Origin of the sequence: Macrococcus sp. 19Msa1099, assembly GCA_019357535.2 — a bacterium.
GTDB classification, from domain to species: domain Bacteria; phylum Bacillota; class Bacilli; order Staphylococcales; family Staphylococcaceae; genus Macrococcoides; species Macrococcoides psychrotolerans.
On record CP079955.1, the window covers coordinates 496401 to 521769 of the forward strand.

A 25369-nucleotide genomic window follows, 5' to 3' on the forward strand; every position below is an offset into this window, starting at 1 on the left:
ATTTCATTATATCATGTGTATTATATTAAGATAGGGGTATAATAAATATTAATGCGATTGCTAAATACGTAGAAGCGTGATATATTTTATCTTTGAAGGCACAGATAGGTGGAAAAATAAGATGATGATTAAAATTAATACAATCGAGCAGTTCGAGAAGTTATTAGAAGAACATACGAATGTATATTTCCTGAAACACTCTGACACTTGTCCAATCTCTGCAAGTGCATATGACCAGTTCGAGAACTTTATGTATGAAAGAGATATTAATGGTTATTACTTAATTGTTCAGCAGGCTAGAGAACTTTCAGACTATATTGCTGATTTAACTAAAGTAAAGCATGAATCTCCTCAAGCTTTTTATTTCTCAGATAAAACTGTGAAATGGCATGACAGTCATAGAAATATTACAATAGCAAATCTTTCTAAAGCAGAAGAATAGAATGTACGATGCTTTATCAAAACAATCGATAACTAATAGAATTTCTATTAGTTATTTATTTTGGAGGAAACGATGAAGATATTAATAGCGATGGATACTTTCTTTAATACGTTGTATTCTCAACATGCGAATCAGTATGTATATGACGGGATAGAGACAGAAGATGCAAATGTAGTGATGGTACCATTATTTGAGAGCGATAAAAATATGATTGATGCTCTGCTCACATGGGAAAAAGGTGCGAAACTCTCACAGCAAGTATATAATGGCAATTTGGTTGAAACAGATATTCAAGTCGCACGTGTTGCTCACGATACAATGCTAATTGATGCAGGACAGTTCTTAAATAGTGAAGTGCCTGAAGAAACGTCAAGTTACGGACTTGGTCAGATGCTGATGAATGGTTTGGATATGGGAATGACATCGTTTATTATCTCGTTAGGAAATGTTGCAGTATTCGATGCAGGTGCAGGGATGCTACAGGCATTAGGTGCTAAGTTCTATGATCGAGATCATCAGTTGATTGATAGTGTGATGCATCAAGGGCTGCTTAAATTTGTACGTTACATGCATTTTGATGATATGGATTCAAGATTAAAACATGTGAACTTCAAAATTATTTCTGACCATAAATATCATAATTACGGAAAAAAAAGTCAAGTCAGTGCGCAGGACTATGCTTTTGACGTTAAGCAACGAGTAGATAATAGTATATGGTATATGCTACAGCAATTTAAAAAGCACGGCTTAGATTATACATACTCTCCATATGGAGGGGATGGTGGAGCGCTTAGAACAATCTTTGAACAATACTTTAAAGCAGATATCAGAACTTCCGCACAACTCATCTTTGAACGAACGCATATTGAATCTTTATTAGAAGAAGCAGATGTGATTATTTATGGTGGAGGAAGTAACGAAGAGACATCAGGCTCATTGATTGTCAGTGAAATCAACAACCGCATCGATGAAAGTAAGCAATATATTTATCTTTCTGCAGGTAAACAATTTCTTGCGCATCATATAAAGGATAGCGTCGTACCACTAAATGTCTATCCAGAAGTTACTGAGCTTACAGAAGATATACAGATCGGATTACAGTTGCAGCAAGCTATTCAAAGTATCATGAAATTAAGTAAGTAATATAAGACCCGAACAGTGTAGACATAAATTATGCCTGCGTTGTCCGGGTCTTGTTATAGTGATGAGGATGTTGAAGATTAAGCTTTCTCTTCAAACTTCTGTAATATACCAACGATATTCATAACAGCACGTTCCATATCATCAACAGAGACGTATTCATATGGGCCATGATAATTTTCTCCACCTGTAAATAAGTTTGGTGTAGGTAAACCCATATATGATAACTGACTGCCATCAGTACCCCCACGAATCGGTTCAACAATTGGTTCTATGTTTAATGATTTCATTACTTCAAGTGGGATATCTATAAGCTGTGGATGTGGTGTAATTTTCTCGCCCATATTATAATACTGATCATTAATCTCGATATGCGCAGCTTGTTCACCATATTCTTTCTGTATAGACGTTATGATGTCACGCATCGTTACTTTACGTGCTTCAAACTGCTCACGAGAATGATCTCTTATAATATATGAAAGTTGTGCACGTTCAACATTTCCATTCAACTCCATCAAATGGAAGAAGCCTTCATAACCTTCTGTATGTTCCGGTACTTCGTTTGCCGGTAAAGAAGACTGGAAGCGTACTGCAAGGTTGAGCGCATTCACCATTTTATCTTTAGCGCTTCCCGGATGCACATTTACCCCGTTAAACGTAATATTGACGCCTGCTGCATTAAAACTTTCATATTGTAGTTCTCCACGACGGCCTCCGTCGATCGTATATGCAAAATCACAACCAAAACGTTCTACGTCAAATTTATGCGGCCCGCGTCCGATTTCTTCATCTGGAGTAAAGCCGAAACGAATCTTGCCGTGTTTGATTTCAGGGTGGGCAATCAAGTATTCTATTGCTGTCATAATTTCAGCGATACCTGCTTTGTTATCCGCCCCAAGCAATGTAGTACCATCTGTCGTAATTAATGTGTGCCCTTTGTAAAGCGAGAGTTCCGGAAACTTTTCAGTTTCAATCTTAAGCCCACTCTTTAAAGTGATAGCATCACCATTATAAGATTGAATAATCTGAGGATTAACATTTGTTCCAGTGAAATCTGTAGCTGTATCTACATGCGCTAACAGACCGATAACAGGAACTTCTTTATCAGTATTGGATGGCAATGTTGCAAATAAGTAACCAAATTCATCGATATCCGTTTCAAGACCTAATTGCTCAATCTCCTGTTTAAGCTGATTAAGAAGATTCCACTGTTTATCCGTTGATGGTGTTGTTGTAATAGAAGCATCGGACTGTGTATCGATAACAACATAAGAAGTAAGTCTATCAATTAGTTTTTCTTTCATCTGTATTCCTCCTGTCTTCATTAATATTATTCTATACTTAAAATGAATATGTGTCATGAATAAACTACGAAATCCGAAAGAAAAATTTTAAAAAACTAGGAACGTTTATTTAACATCAAACGTTCCTAGTTTTTTTATTCTTATGTTTAAAATGTTTATACATTTTCATAGACGTTAAAAATAGCATTTCCGCAATCAATAGACCAAATGCAATTGCGCCAGAAGATAATGTCGCCTGACTACCTTTAATAATTGCTTCACTAAAATCAGAGATAATCAGGTTCTTTGTTGCATCGTAAGCGACACCACCGGGAACGAGTGGTATGATACCTGATACATTAAAGATGATAACAGGACGTTTATAAATTCGTGCAAGAATATGTGCACATAGACTAAGAGCGAAGCTTCCAAGGAATATACTCACAGCATCAGATAATCCATTTGAATTCGCAATGTAATAGACAATCCAGCCAATGGCACCAACAAATCCGCAAGCAATAAGTAATTTTCTTGGCGCATTAAAGATAATCGAAAAGAATAAAGTCGCGAAAAAACTGATGAAAGTTTGAAAAATAATCATATTGTACCTCCAAAGATGATGAAGATCACGCCGACACCTGCACCAATTGCGAAAGCGGTAAGCGCCGCTTCTACACCTTTAGTAATACCGGCAATGAGCTGACCTGCCATCATATCACGAATTGCATTTGTGATTGGGACCCCTGGTACAAGGGGCATAACACCCGATATGATGATTTTATCGAGCGATTCACTGAAAAAGTACTGCACACATGCGATGGCAATTAAAGCAATCACGACTGAACCTGCAAACTCAGCGAAAAAACGAATCTTAAAATATGCTCCTATACGCTCACAAATATAATATCCAGCGAGTCCGCTAATAAATGCAGGTATTGCATCTGACGGGCTACCGTCAAACATAAATAGAAACAGTAAGGATACAATACCTGAAGACAAAACTTTAAGCCAGAATTTGTATTGAAGGTTTTCTTTATCTAATATAGACAGTGCCATCTTTGCGGATTCTAAAGAAACTTTTCCTGATGTAATCGCTCGTGAGATTTCATTGACTTCTGAAATCTTTTCGAGGTCGGTAGTACGGTCTGATACACGATATAAGCGTGTCGAACTCTTTTCGTTAAGAGAGAAGATGATCGCAGTAGGTGTTACAAAACTATGCGTGTTATGAAGTCCGTAAAATTCTGCGATTCGCGTCATCGTATCTTCCACCCGATAGGTTTCTGCTCCTGACTCGAGAAGGATTCTACCTGCAAGCATTGCAACATCTTTTACTTTTTGTTCATCGTAAAGTTGATTTGAAAGCATCTTTTTCTCCTTTTTACTTAATGATAGGGTTGAACATAATCGTATTTGCTCCTTGTTTTTTCGCAGCATGCAACATTTCATCTGCTTCTTTAAAGATTTTACGATGTGTCTTAATTTCAGATCTTGGAATATATCCGACTCCAATTGTTACTGTAAGATGAATCGTTTCTCTATTTTGCAGGTGGAACGTAGAGTTTATTACGCCGTTTTTTATGCTTTCTGCAATCTTTACTGTATCATTTAATGACTTGTCATTAAAGATAACTGAGAATTCTTCGCCGCCATTTCTGAAGATTTTAGATTGATCAGGAACATAGTTGTTTAGAACTTGCGACATTTGTTTTAATACTGCATCTCCAGCATCATGACCAAACTTATCATTGACCTCTTTAAAGTCATCGATATCGATAAGTAATAGTGAAAGTGACTGTTTTTGCTCAGAGGACTGGCGGCTGATGACGTTTAAATATCTGTCAAATGCACGCACATTTCCTAAGCCGGTTAAATAATCCACGACATGTTCTTTGTTGAAGCGACTCAGCATTTTCTGTACACGCCATATATCCACAAACATCACGCTCGAACTTAAAGATAGTATGAAACTGGAAATAATCAAAAGTATCATCTCATTAATGATAAACATCTGTTTAATCCAGGTATATACTGCGATGATTAAGATACTGATTAAATTCAGCACTTGAATAGCTTGTATGTCCTGTAATTTGATGAACGGTCCAATCATGCTCACTACAGTAGCGATGATCAGCAAATAGAGTGAAGAAGGAAATGACGTTCCTAATAGATATATATCTACTACAACAATAATGCATGCACTTAAAAATGTATAAAAAAAGTTTGTAAATCTACCGAGAAAAAGTAGAGGAACAAAGGCAAGGTTGAACGAAATTTCTTTATAGCCAATCGGATACGTCAATAACAGTATAGCGATAGTGGTCATGAGTAGTGCGATATAAGGTTTCTTGAAGATAATTTCCCTATCTTCAAAAAACTGAATTCTATGGAATAAGTAAATACCACTGACAGTTACAGCGATATTATAGATAATTGCTTCAATCATATAAATTCCCCTTCCTATTTTGAACGGTATATTTTTGCAGCGCTGAACCCTCGTCCTATTATTTCAGAAGTGTTAATAAAGATTACGAAAGAATCTGGTTCTTCTTCTGTTATCAGATTTTTAAAATAAATTGCTTCTGTTTGTTCCATGACAGAAAACAATATGGTTTTACCATTGCGGTCAAAGCCACCAAAGGCATTGACAGAGGTTACACCACGTTCAATTTTATTGTGAATAATATCTATCACTTGTGCTTCCTTTGAAGTAATGATAAAAACAAGTTTGTTGTCACCAGTTCTAAGTTGAACGATATCTATTACTTTACTTGTAACAAATATAGAAATTAATGCATATAATGCAAGTTCGAAATTAAATACGAAAGCACTGAAAATTACGACAAACGCATCGACAACGAGTTGTGCATATCCACTTGATAGACCGCTATACTTTCTGACGATCTGAGCAAGGGTCGCTGTCCCACCTGTAGAACCGTTTCCTCTATAGACAAGTCCAAGCCCGATACCGAGCACGATACCACCATAGAGTGAAGCTAATAATGCATCTTTAGTGCCGTATTGTACAATATCTTGTGTTAAAAAAATTGTAAGTGGCACGAGGAACGTTGCAATTAAAGTCTTCAGGCTAAACGAACGGCCTAATGCAAACCAACCAATTATAAAAATAGGTAAGTTGAAGACAAACTGCACAATCGACGGGTCTAGATGGAATAGGTGATTAAGGATTGTACTTAAACCTGAAATCCCACCTGCAGCAATCTTGCCAGGTAACAAAAATAGATTGTAGCTTATGCCTACAATAATCGACCCGATTAAAGTATAGAGAATATCCATTATTGTTCTGTTCAATTGCATATTATCCTCTCCATCCATTAAAAAATAAGCAAAGCAAGATGCTTTGCGTAAATAATTTCATAATTAGACCTTAACCGTCTTATTATGAAATAAATAAAATGCATAGTCAATTATTACTTATTATAGAAATTAATTGATAACATCACTAATTGTGATATTATTAAGAAGAATGAATTCAAGAGGTGTACACATGCTCACATTAAAACTAATCATTATAACAGCATTATTCTCTTTCGTACTTACACCTATAATTATCAGATTTTCATACTTCATTGGTGCTGTCGATAAACCCAATTACCGTAAAGTACATACTAAACCAGTATCGATGCTGGGTGGGGTGATAATCCTATGTGCATTTTTGTTCGGTTTATGGATTGGACAGCCAGTTGAAAAAGAAATATATCCAATTATTATCGGTGCGATACTCATACAAATAACGGGCCTTATTGATGATTTTATTGATCTTCCGGCTATAATCAAGCTCATTGCACAAATCGGGGTTGCAACAATCGTCGTCTATCACGGAATTACGTTAGACTTGATTACTTTACCATTCGGTATCGTCATTGAATTTGGAATATTTAGTATTCCAATGACAATACTATGGATTGTAGCTGTAACAAATGCAATCAATCTTGTTGATGGTCTAGATGGTCTTGCAGCAGGAGTTTCCGGTATTGCCTTAGCGACGATAGGGTTTATCGCCATCATTCAGCAGAATATATTTATCATGATGCTCTGTAGTGTACTCATCGGAGCATTACTCGGCTTCTTGAAATATAACTTTTATCCGGCACGTATCTTTCTTGGAGATAACGGTGCGTTAATGCTAGGATTTATTATCGGTGTCCTTAGTCTTCTTGGGTTTAAGAATATCACGTTAATTTCTCTGTTCTTCCCTGTCATTATCCTTGCAGTGCCGTTTATCGATATGTCGTTTGCAATGATTCGTAGATATAGACAAGGCAAGCCGATTATGCAGGCAGATAAGTCACATCTGCATCACAAATTACTGCAGCTTGGTTATACGCATCCTCAGACAGTGATGCTCATCTATTCAATTGCAGCATTGTTTAGCGTTGCCTCAGTCATCTTATATCTATCCTCAGTGTGGGGTGCGATATTAATCGTGCTGCTGTTGATTATCACGATTGAATTAATCGTTGAATTTACTGGATTAATAGATGATACCCATCAGCCATTACTCAACTTCATGCGCAGCATTATAAAGAAATAACATCTAGAGCACTCTAGATGTTATTTCTGATGTCGAATGGGAGCATCAGTTCAGATTTCACTTGGATAACTGGGAGGCCTTGTGTGAGTTCTGTAACAAAGTTAATGAATTCATCTTTATCTTCAGAAACAAGTTGTACGTCATATATCACTTTATCTGTATATGTTTGATTTATGATGATAAATTTGTCGTCGATGGCGTGTTCAAACTTTCCCGAGAGCTCATATGGTAATGTTACCTGAATCATCAGCCCGTTTTTATAGATTACTTTACCAGCTAGCTGAATCGCTTCAGACACCCTACCTTGATAAGCGCGGATTAAACCACCACTGCCAAGCTTGATGCCACCGAAGTAACGTGTGACAATGGCCACAACGTTATGGATGTCATTTTTCTTCAAAGATTCTAACATCGGTACGCCTGCAGTACCACTAGGTTCGCCATCATCATTTGCTTTTTGAATCTGGTGGCTGTCACCGACTGTATAAGCTGAGCAATTGTGAGTAGCATCTTTATGCAATGCTTTTATCTCGTCAATCTTTGCCTTTGCCTCATCTTCGTTTTCGACTTTAAATAGATATGTAATAAATCGTGATTTATTAATCACTGTTTCTTGTTCAATATTCTGCTTAATTGTGATAAAGTTTTTCAAGTAGGTCACCTCTTTATATTATAATCATTATTTTAACAAAAATTTTAAAATTCTATCATATATCTTTATCCTTTATTTTTATTTATAAACTGTATAGAATATAAAATGGGATGTATTGGAATGGAGGGTATAAATGAAAACGGCAATAATTACTGATTCAACGAGCTATCTTTCACAGGAAATGATCGATCGTTATGATATACGCGTAATTTCACTGAATGTAATATTCAAAGATCAAGTCTTTGTTGAAGCTGAATATGCTGCAACGCAGTTCTACGAGCGTATGCGTTCTGAGAGACAGCTTCCTACGACAAGTCAGCCAACAACAGGCGAATATATTACATTACTAGAACAGCTGAAATCTGATGGTTATACGGATTGTATTGCGATACATTTATCAAGCGGGATCAGTGGAACATATCAGAATGCAATTACTGCAGGAGAGATGGTAGAAGGCATCAATATGCATGCCTTTGACAGTGAAATTGCGTGTATGGTAGCAGGTATGTATACACTTCGTGCAGCTGAGCTTAAGGATATATTATCACCACAACAAATTATCGAAGAATTAAAGCTGTTAAGAGCACATTCAAATGCTTATCTTCTGGTTGATGACTTGAAGAATCTTCAAAAAGGTGGTCGGCTTAATGGTGCACAGGCAATTATAGGAAGTATGCTGCAAGTAAAACCGATATTATATTTTGAAGATAAGATCATAGTTCCTTATGATAAAGTTCGCACGAAGAAAAAAGCAGTGCAGTTCGTCCAGAATAAAATTAAACAAGAAGTAGTTGCACCAGCTACACTTGTAGTCATACATGCCAACGCAGAGGAAGAAGCAGAAGTGATCATGCAACATTTGAAATCTCAGTTTCCGGATGCAGATGTCATTAAAAGTTATTTCGGTCCGGTTATCGGTACGCATGTTGGAGAAAAAGCACTTGGTATTGGCTATGTACACCATAAGTTTGAATTTTTTCAGTAAAGTCTTTCATATTATTATTATTTCAGCACACTTATTTAAGTGTGCTTATTTTTATGGAGGTAAATATGCTGCAATATATAACTGATAATGCTGATATTCCTTCTGTAATAAAAAAAGGAAATAAATATCACTGTAACTATTGTCTGAACGATAAACAATATTTGTTTCATAGCTATTATCACGAAGGAATAGAGAAGGAGATTGTATATTGTCGCACCTGTCTCTCTCATTATGCGACAACGGAAAACTTTATAGCACTTGAACCATGTCAGAAGAAGGCGGAAGTTGTAACACTACATCTCCCGTTCGAACTTACAGCCCAGCAAAAGCGTGCGAGTGATTATATTGTAGGACAGTTTCATAAGAATCAAGATAGTCTGCTCTATGCTGTGACAGGTGCAGGTAAGACAGAAATGATGTTGCAGGCAGTTGTTGAAGCTAGAAAGGAAGGATGTAACGTTGCGATTGCAGCACCGAGAACTGACGTTGTAAAAGAATTAGCACTACGCATGCAGGAATATATGCCAAGAATACAGATTGATGTGCTGTACGGAGGTCATCAGGGGCTAACAGCAGGTCGCCTCGTCGTTACAACTGTGCAGCAGCTTATTCAGTTCAATGAGCATTTTGAATTAATTATCGTGGATGAAATTGATGCCTTCCCGATGAGCTACGATCCACGCCTGTCAGAAGTACTTAAACGAGCTATGCATGAAAAAGGAACAATCATCTATCTGTCAGCCACACCACCAGCACATTTAATGAAGCTCCCTCATATTTATTTACCGTCACGATATCATAATCGTCCCTTGCCGCTACCGAAACTTCACTATTACAAAATTAATAGCAGATCGTTAGAACAGAAACTTAAAGATATTGTTAATACGACGCTCATCTTCTTTAATGATATTAAGCAAATGGAAAAATATTATGCTGCACTTCCTGAATCTCTACAAGCGGATGGGACGATTGTTTACTCAAATGATGATGAACGCCATGATAAGGTAGAAGCCATTCGATGTGGAGAATATCGCTTCATATTTACAACGACCATATTGGAGCGTGGATTTACGCAAGAGAACTTATCGGTCTGGGTCATCAATAGTGAACGGTTCACGTGGGACAGCCTCGTACAGATTGCAGGCAGGGTCGATAGAAAAGGGGCAAGTATGAATGGAGAAGTCGTCTTCTTTCACGAAGGCCTAAGCGGCCATATGACGAGAGCGATACAAACAATTAAAAGGATGAATAAAAAGCATGGTCAATCGATGTCTGCAGTGTGAAGAGCTGATACCACTCACCCTTACAATTAATACATTATTCCATAAGCCGAAGTTTTTATGTGAACAGTGTACCGCATCATTTACGAAGATGGATACGAGACGTTGTGAACACTGTCATAAAAAACTTGCTGAGGATGAAATGGAATGCAGAGACTGCCTATTTCTTGCAAAATTAAATGTAAAAATAGAAAAAATTTATACTATTGCTGATTACACGCCCTTTGTAAAATCTATGATCTTACAGTATAAAGGACTGGGTGACTATATCCTTAGCAAGGCATTTGCGGAAATATTATTACTCCATTACTCAGCGCACTTCTTTAAAAAGTATGACCATATCATCGCGATGCCGATATCAAAAACGCGACTGCACGATAGAGGATTCAATCAAGTTGCTGCAATATTAGACGCAGCACAAATACTCCATCATGATGTGTTAGGAACGCATTATCGCGATAAGCAGTCCAGAATGACGAAGAAAGAACGCCTGCAGCAAACCAACCCTTTCTATATGAAACAACCGCTAAAACCAGGAGCACGTATATTACTAATAGATGATATTTATACGACAGGTTTAACTGTGCATCAGGCAGCAAGTGTATTATTATCCAATAAAGATTGTCGAGTAGAGGTGTTAGCGTTTGCAAGAGCCTGAATATTTGGTAAAATAGAGTTAGGAAGAAACATCATAAGAATAGTTTCAAAAGGAGCGATGCTTTATGTTTAGATTTGAAATTCATGGTGACAACATCACTGTAACGGATGCAATCAGAAATTATATCGAGGAGAAGCTTAGCAAACTTGAAAGATACTTCACGAACGTGCCGGAAGCGAATGCACATGTGAAGATTAAAACTTATCAAGACGGTAAATCTAAAGTAGAAGTTACGATTCCTCTTAAAAATGTGACATTGCGTGCAGAAGAACGTCATAATGATTTGTATGCTGCAGTCGACTTAATCGTTGAGAAATTAGAACGTCAAATGCGTAAACATAAAACGAAAGTAAATCGTAAATTCCGTGAAAAAGGTGTGGAAAATGATATTTTCCCTGTATTGCCTGGTACTGAACCTGAAGAGGAAAAAGGGGATGAAATCGAAATCATTCGTTCTAAGCAATTTGATCTTAAACCGATGGATGCAGAAGAAGCCGTGTTGCAGATGAATATGTTAGGTCATGATTTCTTTATCTTCAATGATGGTGAAACAAACGAAACAAATATTGTTTACAAACGTAAAGATGGTAAGTATGGATTAATTGAGACATCAGTTGAGCGATAGTGAGTGAAGAAAGAAGTCGGAACTTCAGTTCCGGCTTCTTTCTTTGCATGTCCTGTATTTTGCTATAGCTCATAACGCTTTTGTCATAACCTTGTTGACGGTATTCCAAAAGCTGAGCTTACGACAGAATCCAGGCCATGCAGAAAACACAAACCATTTTCTTTGCATATCCTGTATTTTGCTATAGCTCATAACGCTTTTGTCATAACCTTTATATTTCAATTACAATTAAATACATGCTATAGTTATATGTTGTATACAAATGTACTTTGTAACTAAAGGAGAGAACACGATGGGATTTATTAAGAAGATGTTTGACGGCAACAAGAAGGAAGTAAAATCCTTGAGAAAAGTTGCTGATCAAGTGCAGGCTTTCGAAGAAGAGATGAAATCTTTATCAGATGAAGCATTGCAGAATAAAACGAAAGAATATCAAGTAGAATTACAAAATATAGAAGAATATAAACAACAAGAAGCTTATTTAAATAAGATTTTACCTGAAGCATACGCAGTAGTGCGTGAAGCATCACGTCGTGTTTTAGGAATGTTCCCTTTCCCGGTACAAATTATGGGGGGAGTGGCAATTCATCGCGGTGACATTGCAGAGATGAGAACCGGTGAAGGTAAGACGTTAACGGCGACGATGCCGGTTTATTTAAATGCGCTTACAGGTCGTGGTGTACATGTTGTTACAGTCAATGAGTATCTAGCAAGTGTACAAGCAGAAGAAATGTCTCACCTATATAATTTTTTAGGACTAACGGTAGGTGTTAATTTAAATAGTTTAACTACGGAAGAAAAACGTGCAGCCTATGCTTGTGATATTACATATAGTACGAATAATGAACTTGGGTTTGATTATTTGCGTGATAACATGGTGACATATAAGGAAGAACGTGTTATGCGTCCACTGAACTTCGCGATTATTGATGAGGTTGACTCAATCTTAATTGACGAAGCGCGTACGCCTTTAATTATTTCGGGTCAAGCGGAGAAATCGACGAGCATGTACATTCAGGCCAATGTCTTTGTTAAGATGCTTAAAGATGAAGTTGATTACAACTATGATGAGAAGACAAAAGGTATTCAGTTAACTGAAAATGGTATCGATAAAGCAGAACGTATGTTTAAGGTTGATAATTTATATGATGTAAAGAATGTTAACTTAATGCATCATATTAACATTGCTTTAAAGGCACAACGCGCTATGTTAAAGGATATCGACTATGTTGTAGAGGATGGCGAGATTGTCATCGTTGATCAGTTTACAGGCCGTACAATGCCGGGTCGTCGATTCTCTGAAGGGTTACACCAGGCGATTGAAGCGAAAGAAGCAGTTGAAATTCAAAATGAATCTAAGACGATGGCTTCTGTTACATTCCAGAACTTCTTCCGTATGTATAATAAACTATCGGGGATGACCGGGACTGCAAAAACCGAAGAAGAAGAATTATTAAATATCTATAATATGGCCGTTACTCAGATCCCTACTAACAAACCCGTACAACGTATTGATGGTGCTGATTTGATCTACGCTTCAGAAAAAGGGAAGTTCCATGCTGTTGTGGATGAAGTGATTCGTCGTCATAAAGAAGGACAACCTGTCTTATTAGGTACTGTGGCAGTTGAAACAAGTGAATATATTTCAGAGTTGCTAAAGAAAAAAGGGATACGCCATAACGTATTGAATGCGAAAAACCATGAACGAGAAGCTGAAATTGTACAAAATGCAGGTCAAAAAGGTGCTGTGACCATCGCAACGAATATGGCAGGTCGTGGTACGGATATCAAGCTCGGAGAGGGCGTTAAAGAACGCGGTGGCTTAGCAGTTATCGGTACCGAACGCCATGAGTCTCGCCGTATTGACGATCAGTTACGTGGTCGTGCAGGACGTCAAGGAGACCCGGGTTATTCTAGATTCTATTTGTCGTTACAAGATGAACTGATGGTTCGTTTTGGTTCGGAACGTATGTCTACGATGATGACAAAGCTCGGCATGAATGATGATCAGCCGATTGAATCTAAGATGGTGTCGCGCGCTGTAGAATCTGCTCAAAAACGTGTTGAAGGAAATAACTATGATAGCCGTAAACGTACGTTAGAATATGATGATGTATTGCGTAAGCAACGTGAGATCATCTATGCGGAACGTAATGAAATCCTTGAGAAAGATGATTGTTCAGATCAAGTGAAAGCAATGATTGAACAATCTGTGCGTCGTGCAGTGGACTACCACTTTACCGGTGATGAGAGTACACATGATTATGAAGCTTTTAAAAATTATGCAGAAGATATGTATCTGACAGAAGGCGCACTATCAGTTGACGAGATTAGTCGACGAGATAACGAAGAAATCTATGACATTGTAATGAGTAAAGTTATGGCGCAATATGAACATCAAAAAGTAGAATTGCAGGAGCAGTTCCATGAGTTTGAACGCATGATCATGTTACGTACGATTGATATGAAATGGACAGATCATATCGATACGATGGATCAGTTACGTACAGGAATTCACCTGCGTAGTTATGGTCAGATTAACCCACTTCGTGAATATCAGAACGAAGGATTAACTTTGTTTGATACAATGCTTGAATCTATTGAAGATGATGTTTCGAAATACATTCTGAAATCAATCGTTGATAGAGGAGAACAAGTAGAACGAGAACAAGTCGGTAAAGGTGAAGCGATGGTTGCAAATGATGGCAAAGAAAAAGTGAAGCAACAGCCAAAAGTTAAATCAGAACCAGATATCGGTCGTAATGAACCTTGTCCTTGTGGTAGTGGAAAGAAATATAAAAATTGTCACGGAAGAGGGTAAATTGATTTGGAACAATTTGAAATAAAAAATACACTTGAAACTTTGACTGAAAAGATTGATAGTTTCAGGGGGTCTCTTTGACTTAGAAGAAAAAGAGACGAATATTAAGGAATACGAAGAAATGATGTCTGACCCGGATTTCTGGAATGATGGAGATAAGGCTCAAGATATCATCAATAAGAATAATGCACTTAAATCAGTTGTTCAGGAGTTTAGTACACTCGAAGAAGGACTGGAAAACAGTGAAGTGCTGTTTGAGATGTATAAAGAAGAAACAGATGAGGATACACATCAGGAACTCATCGAGCAGCTCAATACACTCCAGCAAATTGCGAATGACTTTGAACTTAAGATGTTATTGAGTGGAGAATTTGATGCGAATAATGCAATATTAGAATTGCATCCAGGTGCTGGTGGTACAGAATCACAGGACTGGGGAGAAATGCTGTTAAGGATGTATCAACGATTTGCGGATAAAAAGGGTTTCAAAGTTGAAACTGTAGATTACTTACCGGGGGATGAAGCGGGGATTAAAAGTGTGACCTTACTGATTAAAGGACATAATGCTTACGGCTATTTAAAGGCTGAAAAAGGTGTTCATCGTCTCGTAAGGATTTCTCCCTTTGACTCATCCGGACGCCGTCATACTTCATTCGTTTCATGTGATGTTACACCAGAGTTTGACAATGACAATATTGAGATTGAAATTAATACAGAAGACATTAAGATCGATACGTATCGTGCAAGTGGCGCTGGAGGGCAGCACGTTAATACAACGGATTCAGCCGTGCGTATTACGCATCAGCCGACAGGTATTGTAGTAACCTGTCAGAATGAACGTTCTCAAATAAAGAATAGAGAGCAAGCAATGAAGATGCTTAAAGCGAAACTTTATCAAAAGAAAATAGAAGAACAAGAAGCAGAGCTTGCAGCCATCCGTGGTGAACAAAAAGAGATTGGCTGGGGAAGCCAGATCCGTTCATACGTATTCCACCCGTATGCTATGGTAAAAGACCATAGAACAAACGCTGAAACCGGAAATACAAATGCGGTAATGGATGGCGATATAGATTTATTTATCGATGCATACTTAAAGAGTCAGTTGTAAGATTATTTTATAAATTTTCCTTTTTTATGAATTATAAGCTATAATTAAAGTAATCATAAATTAGGGGGCTGACCAATGAAAAAATTATATGCAGGTATCATTACTTTATCGTTATTAGGTCTTGCAGCATGCGGATCAGATGAAGCGGAGAAGAAGACTACTTCATCTGATCCGGGACAAGAAATTTATGCAAATAATTCCTGTGTAGGGTGTCATGGACGTAACCTTGAAGGTGCAAGCGGGCCGAATCTACAAGAGGTAGGCAGCAAATACTCTGAGCAGCAAATTCATGATATCATCATTAAAGGTAAAGGGAATATGCCAGCAAAAGTAGTCGATGGCGAAGATGCAAAAAAAGTTGCAGCATATTTAGCAAAACAGAAATAATAATATAAAGTAGGTGAAATGATTAATATTTCATCTACTTTTTTCGTTATGAAATGATATTTCTGAAAATTACGTTCTATGATAGAAGCATAACGATTACATTACAAAAATATTACATTGGTAGATATTGTGTAAGGATATGGTATATTATGTCTTGTAGAAATTTACTAAGAACACTAAAACTCAGGAGGCAACACATATAATGAAAAAAGCATTAGTTACGATTGCGGGAATCACGGCAGTTACAGGAGTAGCTTCACAAGCATACGCAAGTGAACATCATGTTCAAGCAGGTGACACATTATGGGCGATTGCACAAGAGAATGGTACAAGCGTAGATGCACTTAAAACATTAAATAATTTAAATAGCGATCTTATCTTAGTGGGACAAACATTAAAGGTAGAGAATACTGATACTTATACAGTTAAAAAAGGCGATACATTACACACAATCGCATCTCAATTTGATTTAACAGTGAATGATATTATGTCATGGAACAACTTAACTTCAGATACGATTGAAGTAGGTACAAAGTTAAACTTGACAGCACCTATTGCTAAAGTTCAATCAGAAACAGTTCAACCTGTTACACAAGCGAACGCACCAGTAGCACAACAAGCTGAAGCACCAGCGCAACAAACATACGAAGCACCAGTACAACAATCATACCAAGCACCAGCGCAACAAACGGCAGCGCCAGCACAACAGTCATACCAAGCGCCAGCACAGCAAACGGCAGCACCAGCACAACAGTCATACCAAGCACCAGCACAGCAAACGGCAGCACCAGCACAACAGTCATACCAAGCACCAGCACAGCAAACGGCAGCACCAGCGCAACAGTCATACCAAGCACCAGCAAAGAGCTATAAAGCACCTGTAAATGGTAATGTAGCGCAAGTCGCAAATGGTATAGCGGCAGGAAAATCTTATGTTTACGGTGCGAATTCTGCTAGTGCAGTAGATTGTTCAGCATTTGCTCAACAAGTACTCGCTGCTCAAGGGAAATCAATTCCACGTACAACATATGCACAAATGGCTGCAGGAACACGTGTTTCAACACCTCAAGCAGGAGATTTAGTATATTTCAATGGTGGAAGCCACGTTGGGGTATACATTGGTAACGGTCAAATGATCGATGCTTTAAATCCATCTGAAGGTATTGGGCAACGTCCAGTAAGTTACGTAAATGGTTCAGTAGCAGGATATTACAGATTCTAATAAGTCATGGGACAACTTGTCCCATGATTTTTTTAATTTTAACAATTAACTTGGAGCTGCAATCATTATGTAATAATCAAATTATTATATGTTAGTTGTATTAACCATATATTACATGTAAGTTACATTGAATTTTTCGATTTTTCTATATGGTAATATCTATTTAGCTAATAAAACAACCGGAGGATATTACATGAAAAAAGTTATACTTTCAATAATTGCAATAATCATGCTGGGGACTACAACTGAAGCAATTTATCCAAATAGTCAACAGGCACATGCTTACAATAATCCTGTAAAGAAAGCTGGATACAATTATTATTATAAAGGAAGCTGTGTATATTATGCGTTTAATAGACGTGCACAACTTAAACGTCCTGTAAGTAACAATTGGAACAGTGCAAAATACTGGCCATCGAATGCACGAAGAATGGGATATAAAGTGAGACGTACACCTGTATATGGTGCAGTCATGATTTCTCAAAAAGGTTATCATGGTCATGCAGCAGTTGTAGAACGTATCAATCGCAATGGAAGTATACTCGTCTCTGAAATGAACTATCCACGTAGCGGCGTGAAGACTTATAGAACAATTTCAAAAGCACAGCGCTCTCAGTTTGAATATATTTACTAATAAAATAATATTAAAATGATTAAATCTTACACACCGTTCGTGTTGTAAGGTTTTTTTGTTATAATATGTCATGAGGTGTCCTATGAGAAGATTGATAACAATTCTGTTAGCTGCTATATTTGTTGCACTAGCAACTTATTCAATTTATACTGTAATACAATTTAATAAAGGCAATGAGGAGCCCGGTAATATTGTGACACATAATCACCCGCTTAATAATAAGCAGATTGGTGATATAGCTGTTACAGATATGAATGGTCAGAAAAAAGAAATTGCATCACTTTTAAAACATGATATTACGATAATCAATGTTTGGGCATCGTGGTGCGAGCCGTGTAAGAAAGAGATGCCTGAGCTTGTGACGTATGGAAAAGAGAAACCTAATCATGTCGGTCTTATTGGATTCAACGTGCAGGATAAAATAGAAAAAAGAGACGCGTTTATCGATAACTATAAACCGACATATCCGATGTACACGTTAGATGAAGCGTCGATGAAACGATATAAAATCTACAATATTCCTACGACGGTATTCGTCGATAAACAAGGTAAAGTGTTGAAGACATATGTAGGCGAACTTAATCAACAGAAAATAGAAGAAATTATCATGCAGATTCAATAGGAGGGATTCAATGGGTGTCCATCAATATTTCAAAAGTTTGTCGGATCTAGAAAAGTTAATACGATGTCCCGGAAAATTTAAATACCAGGAACATAATGTTGCCGCACATTCATTTAAGGTCACTAAGATTGCACAATACTTAGCAACTGTCGAGGAGTATCATGGCGCAGAGATTAACTGGAAAAATGTATATGAGAAAGCATTAAACCATGATTACCCTGAAATCTTCACCGGAGATATAAAGACGCCTGTTAAATATGCGTCGAAAGAATTGAAACGCTTATTCAGTGAAGTTGAAGAAGAAATGATCGGTAAGTTTATTGATAGTGAGTTTCCGGAAGCTTATAGAGAAATATATCGAGAACGCTTAAAAGAAGGTAAAGACGATACGCTTGAAGGTCAGATTCTGTCTGTAGCAGATAAGATTGATTTGTTATATGAATCTTTTGGAGAGATTCAAAAGCGGAACCCAGAACCATTATACTTTGAAATTTATGACAAAAGTTTAAGAACGATTATAAAATTCAAGCACCTTTATTGTGTGCAGGATTTTCTGGATAATATTCTTCCGGATATGCTTCAGGAGAAATTTATTCCAAGATCTGAACTGCGTGAAATAACGATGGCAATCTTGCAGCAAAAGGACAATATATAATGACGATATGGTATATATTAGCATGTACATTACCTGCATTTCTGGTGATTTGTTTCAGTATGATTGTACGTAATAAATATACAGGATTACTGTTGTCGGTTATTGTTATCGGCGTATCTGTTTACAAAGGATTCTTTCATTCACAGATGATTGTGTTTTTAGATACGCTGAGCCTGATAGTCGGCTATTTGTTCGTAGAGATGTACAACCTGGATAAAGATAATCAAACATAGGAAGTTGAATACTAAAGACGACTTTTCAAAATAGAATCCGGTAAATGCAAGACATTTAATAGTGTCTATACGTTTATCGGGTTTTGTCATATGATGCACATTAAACGAATGAAGATTTACGAACAAATGTTTGTACCTTAAGCGTATATTTTGGTAAAATGTAAATCGATGAGGAGGGGACGTATGGAACATCATGACTTTAAGATACATTCAGACTATCAGCCAGCAGGAGATCAGCCTGATGCGATAGAGAAAATCGTACAAGGAATCAAAGAAGGTAAACGCTATCAGACGTTATTGGGTGCTACTGGTACAGGGAAGACGTTTACGATGAGTAATGTCATTGAACGTATCGGTAAACCTACGCTGATCATGGCGCATAATAAAACATTAGCAGGTCAGCTCTATAGTGAGTTTAAAGAGTTTTTCCCAGAGAACAGAGTTGAATATTTTGTAAGTTACTATGATTATTATCAGCCCGAAGCTTATGTGCCTTCTACAGATACATTTATAGAGAAAGACGCATCGATTAACGATGAAATTGATAAGTTACGTCACTCAGCGACAAGTGCCTTATTTGAGCGTGATGATGTGATTATTATTTCTTCCGTCAGCTGTATATATGGTTTAGGGAACCCAGAAGAGTATCGGGATCTTGTTGTCAGCGTACGTGTAGGTATGGAGATGGAACGCAACCAATTATTACGCAAGCTTGTAGATGTGCAGTATACGCGTAATGATATAGATTTTCGTCGTGGTACATTTCGTGTTCGAGGAGATGTTGTGGAAATCTTTCCTGCATCTCGTGATGAGCAGTGTATACGTATCGAGTTCTTCGGTGATGAGATAGAACGCATACGTGAAATCAATTATTTAACAGGTGAAGTGCTGAAAGAACGAGAGCACTTTGCGATATTCCCGGCAAGTCACTTCGTCACACGTGAAGAGAAGATGAAGCTTGCGATTGAAAGAATAGAGAAGGAACTAGAGGAACAACTGAAGAAGTTTCGTGACGAAGGGAAGCTGCTTGAGGCACAGAGACTTGAACAACGTACGAATTACGATCTTGAAATGATGCGAGAAATGGGCTTTTGCTCAGGAATTGAAAACTATTCTTTACATCTGACTTTAAGACCTAGAGGGTCGACGCCATATACGTTGCTGGATTATTTCGGTGACGACTGGCTGATCATGATGGATGAGTCTCATGTTACGGTGCCACAAGTTCGTGGTATGTATAATGGGGATCAGGCGAGAAAGAATGTTCTCGTAGAGCATGGTTTCAGATTGCCGAGCGCGCTGGATAATCGTCCGCTGAAGTTTGAAGAGTTCGAACAAAAAGGACATCAGTTTCTCTATGTTTCTGCTACACCTGGTCCTTATGAGATTGAGCATACAGACGAGATGGTGGAACAAATTATCCGACCGACAGGATTGCTGGATCCTATTATAGAAGTGCGACCATCACAACATCAGATAGATGATTTGATGGAAGAGATTCGTGTGCGTATCGAAAAGAATGAGCGTGTACTTATTACGACACTTACTAAGAAAATGAGTGAAGACTTAACAATTTACTTAAAAGAAGCTGGAATAAAAGTTAATTACCTGCATTCAGAGATTAAGACGTTAGAGCGTATAGAGATTATCCGTGATCTAAGACTAGGTGTATTTGATGTATTGGTCGGCATCAACCTGCTTAGAGAAGGTCTGGATATTCCCGAAGTGTCGCTCGTCGCGATATTAGATGCGGACAAAGAAGGATTTTTGCGCAGTCAGCGTTCATTGATTCAGACGATTGGACGTGCTGCCCGAAATGAACAGGGGCGCGTCATTATGTATGCAGATAAGATAACAGAGTCTATGCAGTTTGCGATTGATGAAACATCACGTCGTCGTTCGTTACAAGAAGCATATAATGAAGAACATGGAATAACTCCGACAACCATCAATAAGAAGATTCGTGATGTCATCAGTGCCACATTAGAAACAGATGAAGAACAAAAACCCGTACAGAAGAAGAAATTAACGAAGAAGGAAAGAGCACGTACAATAGAGCAGCTTGAACATGAAATGAAAGAAGCGGCAAAAGCTTTAGATTTTGAACGTGCTACAGAACTCAGAGATGCACTGTTTGAGTTAAAAGCAGAAGGGTGAGCGGATGAAGAATAAATCTATTATCGTCAAAGGCGCAAGAGCGCATAATTTAAAGAATGTTGATATTGAAATTCCGAGAGATAAACTCATTGTTATGACAGGATTATCAGGTTCAGGTAAATCTAGTCTCGCATTCGATACTATCTATGCTGAAGGTCAGCGTAGATATGTGGAATCATTGAGTGCATATGCCAGACAATTCTTAGGACAGATGGATAAACCGGATGTGGATACGATAGAAGGTTTATCCCCTGCAATTTCGATTGACCAGAAGACAACAAGTAAGAACCCGAGAAGTACAGTTGCAACTGTTACAGAAATTTATGATTATTTAAGACTGCTATATGCTAGAATCGGCACACCTTATTGTCCGAATCATGGTATCCCTATCGAGTCACAGACGGTACAGCAGATGGTGGATCAAGTTATGGCATTAGAGGAAAGAACAAAGATACAAGTTATGGCTCCAATAGTGCAGGGCCGAAAGGGAACGCACAAGAAACTCATAGAAGAGATCTCAAAAAAAGGATATGCACGTATCATGGTAGATGGTGAAGTTTATGATGCTTCTGAAACAATCGATCTCAATAAAAATACAAATCATGATATCCATGTTATCGTAGACCGACTTGTTGTGAAACCAGGCATTGAGACCCGCCTGGCAGATTCTCTCGAAAATGCATTGAAACTTGCAGAAGGTAACGTTGTCATCGATTTGATCGACGGAGATGAGTTGAAGTTTTCAGAGCATCATGCCTGTCCAATTTGTGGATTTTCAATAGATAAGCTAGAACCTCGAATGTTCTCGTTTAATAGCCCGTTTGGTGCATGTCCCGATTGTGATGGACTAGGTACAAAATTAACAGTCGATTTAAATCTTGTCATTCCTGATGATAGCAAATCATTAACAAATGGTGCATTAGTGCCATGGGAGCCCATCAGTTCGAACTATTATCCGACATTACTCAAGCAGGCATGTAAACATTTTGGGATTTCTATGAAAGCACCTTTTAGAGATTTATCTAAGAAAGATCAGGACATCATCCTGTATGGACATTCAGATGATATTTCCTTTACATTCAGACAGGATAATGGTGTAACACGTAAACGTGTAATGAAGTTTGAAGGTATTGTGAATAATATTGAACGTAGATACAAGGAAAGTCCTTCAGAATATACACGTGAACAGATGAAGAAATATATGGTGGATGAGGTCTGTGATACGTGTCATGGCTATCGTCTTTCTGAAGAAGCGATGAGTGTTAAGATTAATAGTCAGCATATAGGAGAAGTTGTAACGTTATCTATCAGAGAGGCATTACAATATTTCAGTAAGCTTGAACTTTCAAAGAAAGAACAGCAAATTGCTGAACTCGTTCTGAAAGAAATCACTGAAAGGTTGACATTCTTATATAATGTAGGGCTGGAATACCTCACTTTAAATAGAACAGCAGGAACGCTTTCTGGTGGAGAAGCCCAACGTATCCGACTTGCAACGCAGATTGGTTCAAGATTAACAGGTGTAATGTATGTTCTGGATGAACCGTCCATAGGTCTGCATCAGAGAGATAACGACCGTCTCATTGATACATTGAAATCGATGAGAGATATTGGGAATACCCTTATTGTCGTTGAACATGATGAAGATACGATGCTTGCCGCTGATTATTTGATTGACATTGGTCCAGGAGCCGGCGTGCACGGAGGAGAGATTGTCGCACAAGGTACACCTAAGCAAGTGATGAAGAACAAGAAATCGCTGACAGGTCAGTATTTGAGCGGTGCAAAAAAAATAGAGCTTCCTGAAAAAAGACGTACACCGGATGGAAGATTCTTATCGGTAGAAGGTGCAATAAGTAATAACTTGAAGGACGTGGACGTTCAGATTCCACTGGGTATGATGACGGTGGTAACCGGAGTCTCCGGTTCCGGAAAGAGTACGCTTGTTAACGATGTGCTGTATAAGGCACTTGCTCAGAAGCTATATAAATCGAAAGAAAAACCGGGACCTCATAAAGCGGTAAAGGGGATAGAGCATATTGATAAGATAATCGATATTGATCAATCTCCTATAGGTAGAACACCACGTTCAAATCCTGCGACGTATACGAGTCTCTTTGATGATATACGTGATGTCTTTGCGCAGACGAATGAAGCGAAGTTAAGAGGCTATCAAAAAGGTCGATTCAGCTTTAACGTTAAAGGCGGACGCTGTGAGGCTTGTCACGGAGACGGCATTATCAAGATAGAGATGCACTTTCTTCCTGACGTCTACGTGCCATGCGAAGTCTGTCATGGCAAACGCTATAATCGTGAAACGCTGGAAGTGAAATATAAAGATAAGAATATTGCAGATATACTCGAGATGACGATAGAAGATGCGTATCATTTCTTTGAGAATATTCCTAAGATTAAGCGTAAACTTAAGACCATCATGGATGTTGGATTAGGGTATATTCAGCTTGGACAACCTGCTACAACACTTTCAGGGGGTGAGGCACAACGTGTCAAATTAGCTTCGGAACTGCATAAACGCAGTACAGGTAAAACGTTATATATTCTAGATGAACCGACGACTGGATTACACGTTGATGATATTGCAAGGCTACTGAAAGTTTTACAGCAACTTGTTGACAATGGGGATACGGTTCTGATCATCGAGCATAATCTGGACGTCATCAAGATGGCCGATTACATTGTTGACCTCGGTCCAGAAGGTGGAGATAACGGTGGACAGATTATCGCAAGCGGCACTCCAGAACAGATTATGCAAGTGCGTGAGTCATACACAGGTCAATATTTAAAACATCATATAGAGAAATAACTGTTGAGGTCATTGTCAGATCATCTCTAGCTAAACCCGGGCGCTGTAGAAATTGTTAATAATTTTCTGCAGTGCTCGGGTTTTGTTGGTGATTATGAATTGTAAATTGATATAAAGTTATTTAATATAAATGATAAGAGAAAGTGAGGAAAACTATGATAACAAGTATAGAACTAATTGATAAATTTGACCTTAAGTTTTTAGCGGGCAATGTCGCAATAGAAATCCCGGTGGCTAATGCAGACATTTCGCGACCGGGCCTTGAGATGGCAGGCTTCTTCTCTCACTATTCTTCCGATCGCATACAAATACTGGGGACGACTGAGATGTCTTTCTTTGAAACGTTGTCGAAGGAAGAACGTGCAGAAAGAATGGTAAAGCTTTGTCGTAAGGAAACACCGTGTATTATCCTAACAAGAAACATTCCGGCCCCGCAGGAACTAATCGATGCATGTAATCGTAAAGGGACACCACTCCTTCAGAGCAAAGAAGCGACGACAAGTTTAATCAGCAAGATTACATCTTATCTTGAGAGTGAGCTTGCGCCTGAAACGACGATGCACGGAGTTCTGGTCGATGTATATGGGGTAGGTGTATTGATTACCGGTGATTCTGGAGTAGGTAAGAGTGAGACAGCACTAGAACTTGTCAAGCGTGGACATCGACTTGTTGCAGATGACAATGTGGAGATAAAGGAAGTTTCACGTAATGTACTGATGGGCAAAGCACCAAAGCTGATAGAACATCTTCTTGAAATTAGAGGACTAGGAATCATCAATGTAATGACCTTATTTGGCGCAGGGAGTGTCCTTCCAGAGAAACGTCTAATGCTCAATATTAACCTAGAAACATGGGATAAAGATAAAGTTTACGACCGCATAGGATTAATCGAAGAAAAATTATCGATCCTTGATTCTCAAATTACGAAGAAGACGATCCCTATCAGACCAGGGCGTAACTTAGCGGTAATCATAGAAGTTGCTGCGATGAACTATCGTCTCAATAAGATGGGAACAAACACCGCAAAAGATTTTAATGAACGCCTGAATGAACAAATTAGAAAGCAGTCGATAAAGGAGATTTAAC

General features: G+C 38.1%; 24 protein-coding genes. 18 read left to right on the top strand and 6 right to left on the bottom strand.

Going from position 1 to position 25369, the window contains the following annotated elements:
- Window positions 1-121 precede the first annotated feature (121 nt).
- Window positions 122-442, top strand: coding sequence for a bacillithiol system redox-active protein YtxJ (gene ytxJ / locus KYI10_02600; GenBank protein QYA33346.1), 321 nt, complete (start codon window positions 122-124; stop codon window positions 440-442).
- 72 nt (window positions 443-514) lie between these two features.
- Window positions 515-1585: a glycerate kinase gene (locus KYI10_02605; GenBank protein QYA33347.1), complete on the top strand. Its 1071-nt coding sequence runs from the start codon at window positions 515-517 to the stop codon at window positions 1583-1585.
- 77 nt (window positions 1586-1662) lie between these two features.
- On the opposite strand, the gene pepT is transcribed toward KYI10_02605, so the two are convergent.
- From pepT to KYI10_02630, 5 genes are all read right to left on the bottom strand, one after another.
- Window positions 1663-2886 carry a peptidase T gene (gene pepT, locus KYI10_02610; GenBank protein QYA33348.1) on the bottom strand — a complete coding sequence of 408 codons (1224 nt, stop codon included), beginning with the start codon at window positions 2884-2886 and terminating at the stop codon, window positions 1663-1665.
- A 115-nt stretch (window positions 2887-3001) separates the two neighbouring features.
- The gene (locus tag KYI10_02615; protein ID QYA33349.1) at window positions 3002-3466 is read right to left on the bottom strand and encodes a threonine/serine exporter family protein; all 465 of its coding nucleotides are present in this window, start codon (window positions 3464-3466) and stop codon (window positions 3002-3004) included.
- Window positions 3463-4233 (bottom strand): threonine/serine exporter family protein, encoded by a 771-nt coding sequence (locus tag KYI10_02620; protein QYA33350.1) that lies wholly within the window; start codon window positions 4231-4233, stop codon window positions 3463-3465. Before KYI10_02620 ends, KYI10_02615 begins: the two co-directional genes overlap by 4 nt.
- A 13-nt stretch (window positions 4234-4246) precedes the next feature.
- Complete coding sequence (locus KYI10_02625) at window positions 4247-5311, bottom strand: GGDEF domain-containing protein (GenBank protein ID QYA33351.1); 1065 nt, start codon at window positions 5309-5311, stop codon at window positions 4247-4249.
- Between the two features lie 14 nt (window positions 5312-5325).
- Window positions 5326-6183, bottom strand: coding sequence for a YitT family protein (locus tag KYI10_02630; protein ID QYA33352.1), 858 nt, complete (start codon window positions 6181-6183; stop codon window positions 5326-5328).
- A 190-nt stretch (window positions 6184-6373) separates the two neighbouring features.
- Here KYI10_02630 and KYI10_02635 point away from each other — a divergent pair, with 190 nt between their 5' ends.
- Window positions 6374-7420, top strand: a complete 1047-nt coding sequence (locus tag KYI10_02635; GenBank protein ID QYA33353.1) for an MraY family glycosyltransferase — start codon at window positions 6374-6376, stop codon at window positions 7418-7420.
- Window positions 7421-7433: 13 nt separating this feature from the next.
- Here KYI10_02635 and KYI10_02640 read toward each other — a convergent pair whose 3' ends face one another.
- Complete coding sequence (locus KYI10_02640) at window positions 7434-8072, bottom strand: YigZ family protein (protein ID QYA33354.1); 639 nt, start codon at window positions 8070-8072, stop codon at window positions 7434-7436.
- Window positions 8073-8205: 133 nt separating this feature from the next.
- On the opposite strand from KYI10_02640, the gene fakB1 reads away from it, so the two are divergent.
- The 15 genes from fakB1 (at window position 8206) to hprK (ending at window position 25368) form a co-directional block, all read left to right on the top strand.
- Window positions 8206-9057 (top strand): fatty acid kinase binding subunit FakB1, encoded by an 852-nt coding sequence (fakB1, locus tag KYI10_02645; protein QYA33355.1) that lies wholly within the window; start codon window positions 8206-8208, stop codon window positions 9055-9057.
- 65 nt (window positions 9058-9122) lie between these two features.
- Window positions 9123-10340: a DEAD/DEAH box helicase gene (locus KYI10_02650; protein ID QYA33356.1), complete on the top strand. Its 1218-nt coding sequence runs from the start codon at window positions 9123-9125 to the stop codon at window positions 10338-10340.
- The gene (locus KYI10_02655; GenBank protein ID QYA33357.1) at window positions 10315-10995 is read left to right on the top strand and encodes a ComF family protein; all 681 of its coding nucleotides are present in this window, start codon (window positions 10315-10317) and stop codon (window positions 10993-10995) included. The genes KYI10_02650 and KYI10_02655 overlap by 26 nt, the downstream gene beginning before the upstream one ends.
- 64 nt (window positions 10996-11059) lie before the next feature.
- Window positions 11060-11620 carry a ribosome-associated translation inhibitor RaiA gene (gene raiA / locus KYI10_02660; protein QYA33358.1) on the top strand — a complete coding sequence of 187 codons (561 nt, stop codon included), beginning with the start codon at window positions 11060-11062 and terminating at the stop codon, window positions 11618-11620.
- A gap of 292 nt (window positions 11621-11912) precedes the next feature.
- Entirely contained in the window at window positions 11913-14441 is a 2529-nt protein-coding gene (gene secA / locus KYI10_02665) for a preprotein translocase subunit SecA (GenBank protein QYA33359.1), read from the top strand.
- Window positions 14442-14447: 6 nt separating this feature from the next.
- Window positions 14448-15549 (top strand): peptide chain release factor 2 gene (gene prfB / locus KYI10_02670; GenBank protein ID QYA33882.2). Its coding sequence is split into 2 segments (ribosomal slippage): window positions 14448-14519 and window positions 14521-15549, totalling 1101 coding nucleotides; the frame shifts between segments, so codons are not numbered across the junction.
- A gap of 75 nt (window positions 15550-15624) precedes the next feature.
- Complete coding sequence (gene cccB, locus KYI10_02675; GenBank protein ID QYA33360.1) at window positions 15625-15936, top strand: cytochrome c551; 312 nt, start codon at window positions 15625-15627, stop codon at window positions 15934-15936.
- Between the two features lie 202 nt (window positions 15937-16138).
- Window positions 16139-17158, top strand: coding sequence for a LysM peptidoglycan-binding domain-containing protein (locus tag KYI10_02680; GenBank protein QYA33361.1), 1020 nt, complete (start codon window positions 16139-16141; stop codon window positions 17156-17158).
- 193 nt (window positions 17159-17351) lie between these two features.
- Entirely contained in the window at window positions 17352-17792 is a 441-nt protein-coding gene (locus tag KYI10_02685) for a CHAP domain-containing protein (protein QYA33362.1), read from the top strand.
- A gap of 82 nt (window positions 17793-17874) precedes the next feature.
- A complete protein-coding gene (locus tag KYI10_02690) occupies window positions 17875-18414 on the top strand; it encodes a TlpA disulfide reductase family protein (GenBank protein QYA33363.1) in 540 nt (179 codons plus the stop codon).
- Between the two features lie 10 nt (window positions 18415-18424).
- On the top strand, window positions 18425-19069 hold the full coding sequence (locus KYI10_02695; GenBank protein ID QYA33364.1) for a YfbR-like 5'-deoxynucleotidase: 645 nt from the start codon (window positions 18425-18427) through the stop codon (window positions 19067-19069).
- Window positions 19069-19302 carry a DUF2198 family protein gene (locus KYI10_02700; GenBank protein ID QYA33365.1) on the top strand — a complete coding sequence of 78 codons (234 nt, stop codon included), beginning with the start codon at window positions 19069-19071 and terminating at the stop codon, window positions 19300-19302. The genes KYI10_02695 and KYI10_02700 overlap by 1 nt, the downstream gene beginning before the upstream one ends.
- A gap of 183 nt (window positions 19303-19485) precedes the next feature.
- Complete coding sequence (uvrB, locus tag KYI10_02705; protein QYA33366.1) at window positions 19486-21459, top strand: excinuclease ABC subunit UvrB; 1974 nt, start codon at window positions 19486-19488, stop codon at window positions 21457-21459.
- Between the two features lie 4 nt (window positions 21460-21463).
- Window positions 21464-24283, top strand: coding sequence for an excinuclease ABC subunit UvrA (gene uvrA, locus KYI10_02710; GenBank protein ID QYA33367.1), 2820 nt, complete (start codon window positions 21464-21466; stop codon window positions 24281-24283).
- Window positions 24284-24438: 155 nt separating this feature from the next.
- Complete coding sequence (gene hprK / locus KYI10_02715) at window positions 24439-25368, top strand: HPr(Ser) kinase/phosphatase (protein ID QYA33368.1); 930 nt, start codon at window positions 24439-24441, stop codon at window positions 25366-25368.
- The last annotated feature ends 1 nt before the right edge of the window (window position 25369 follow it).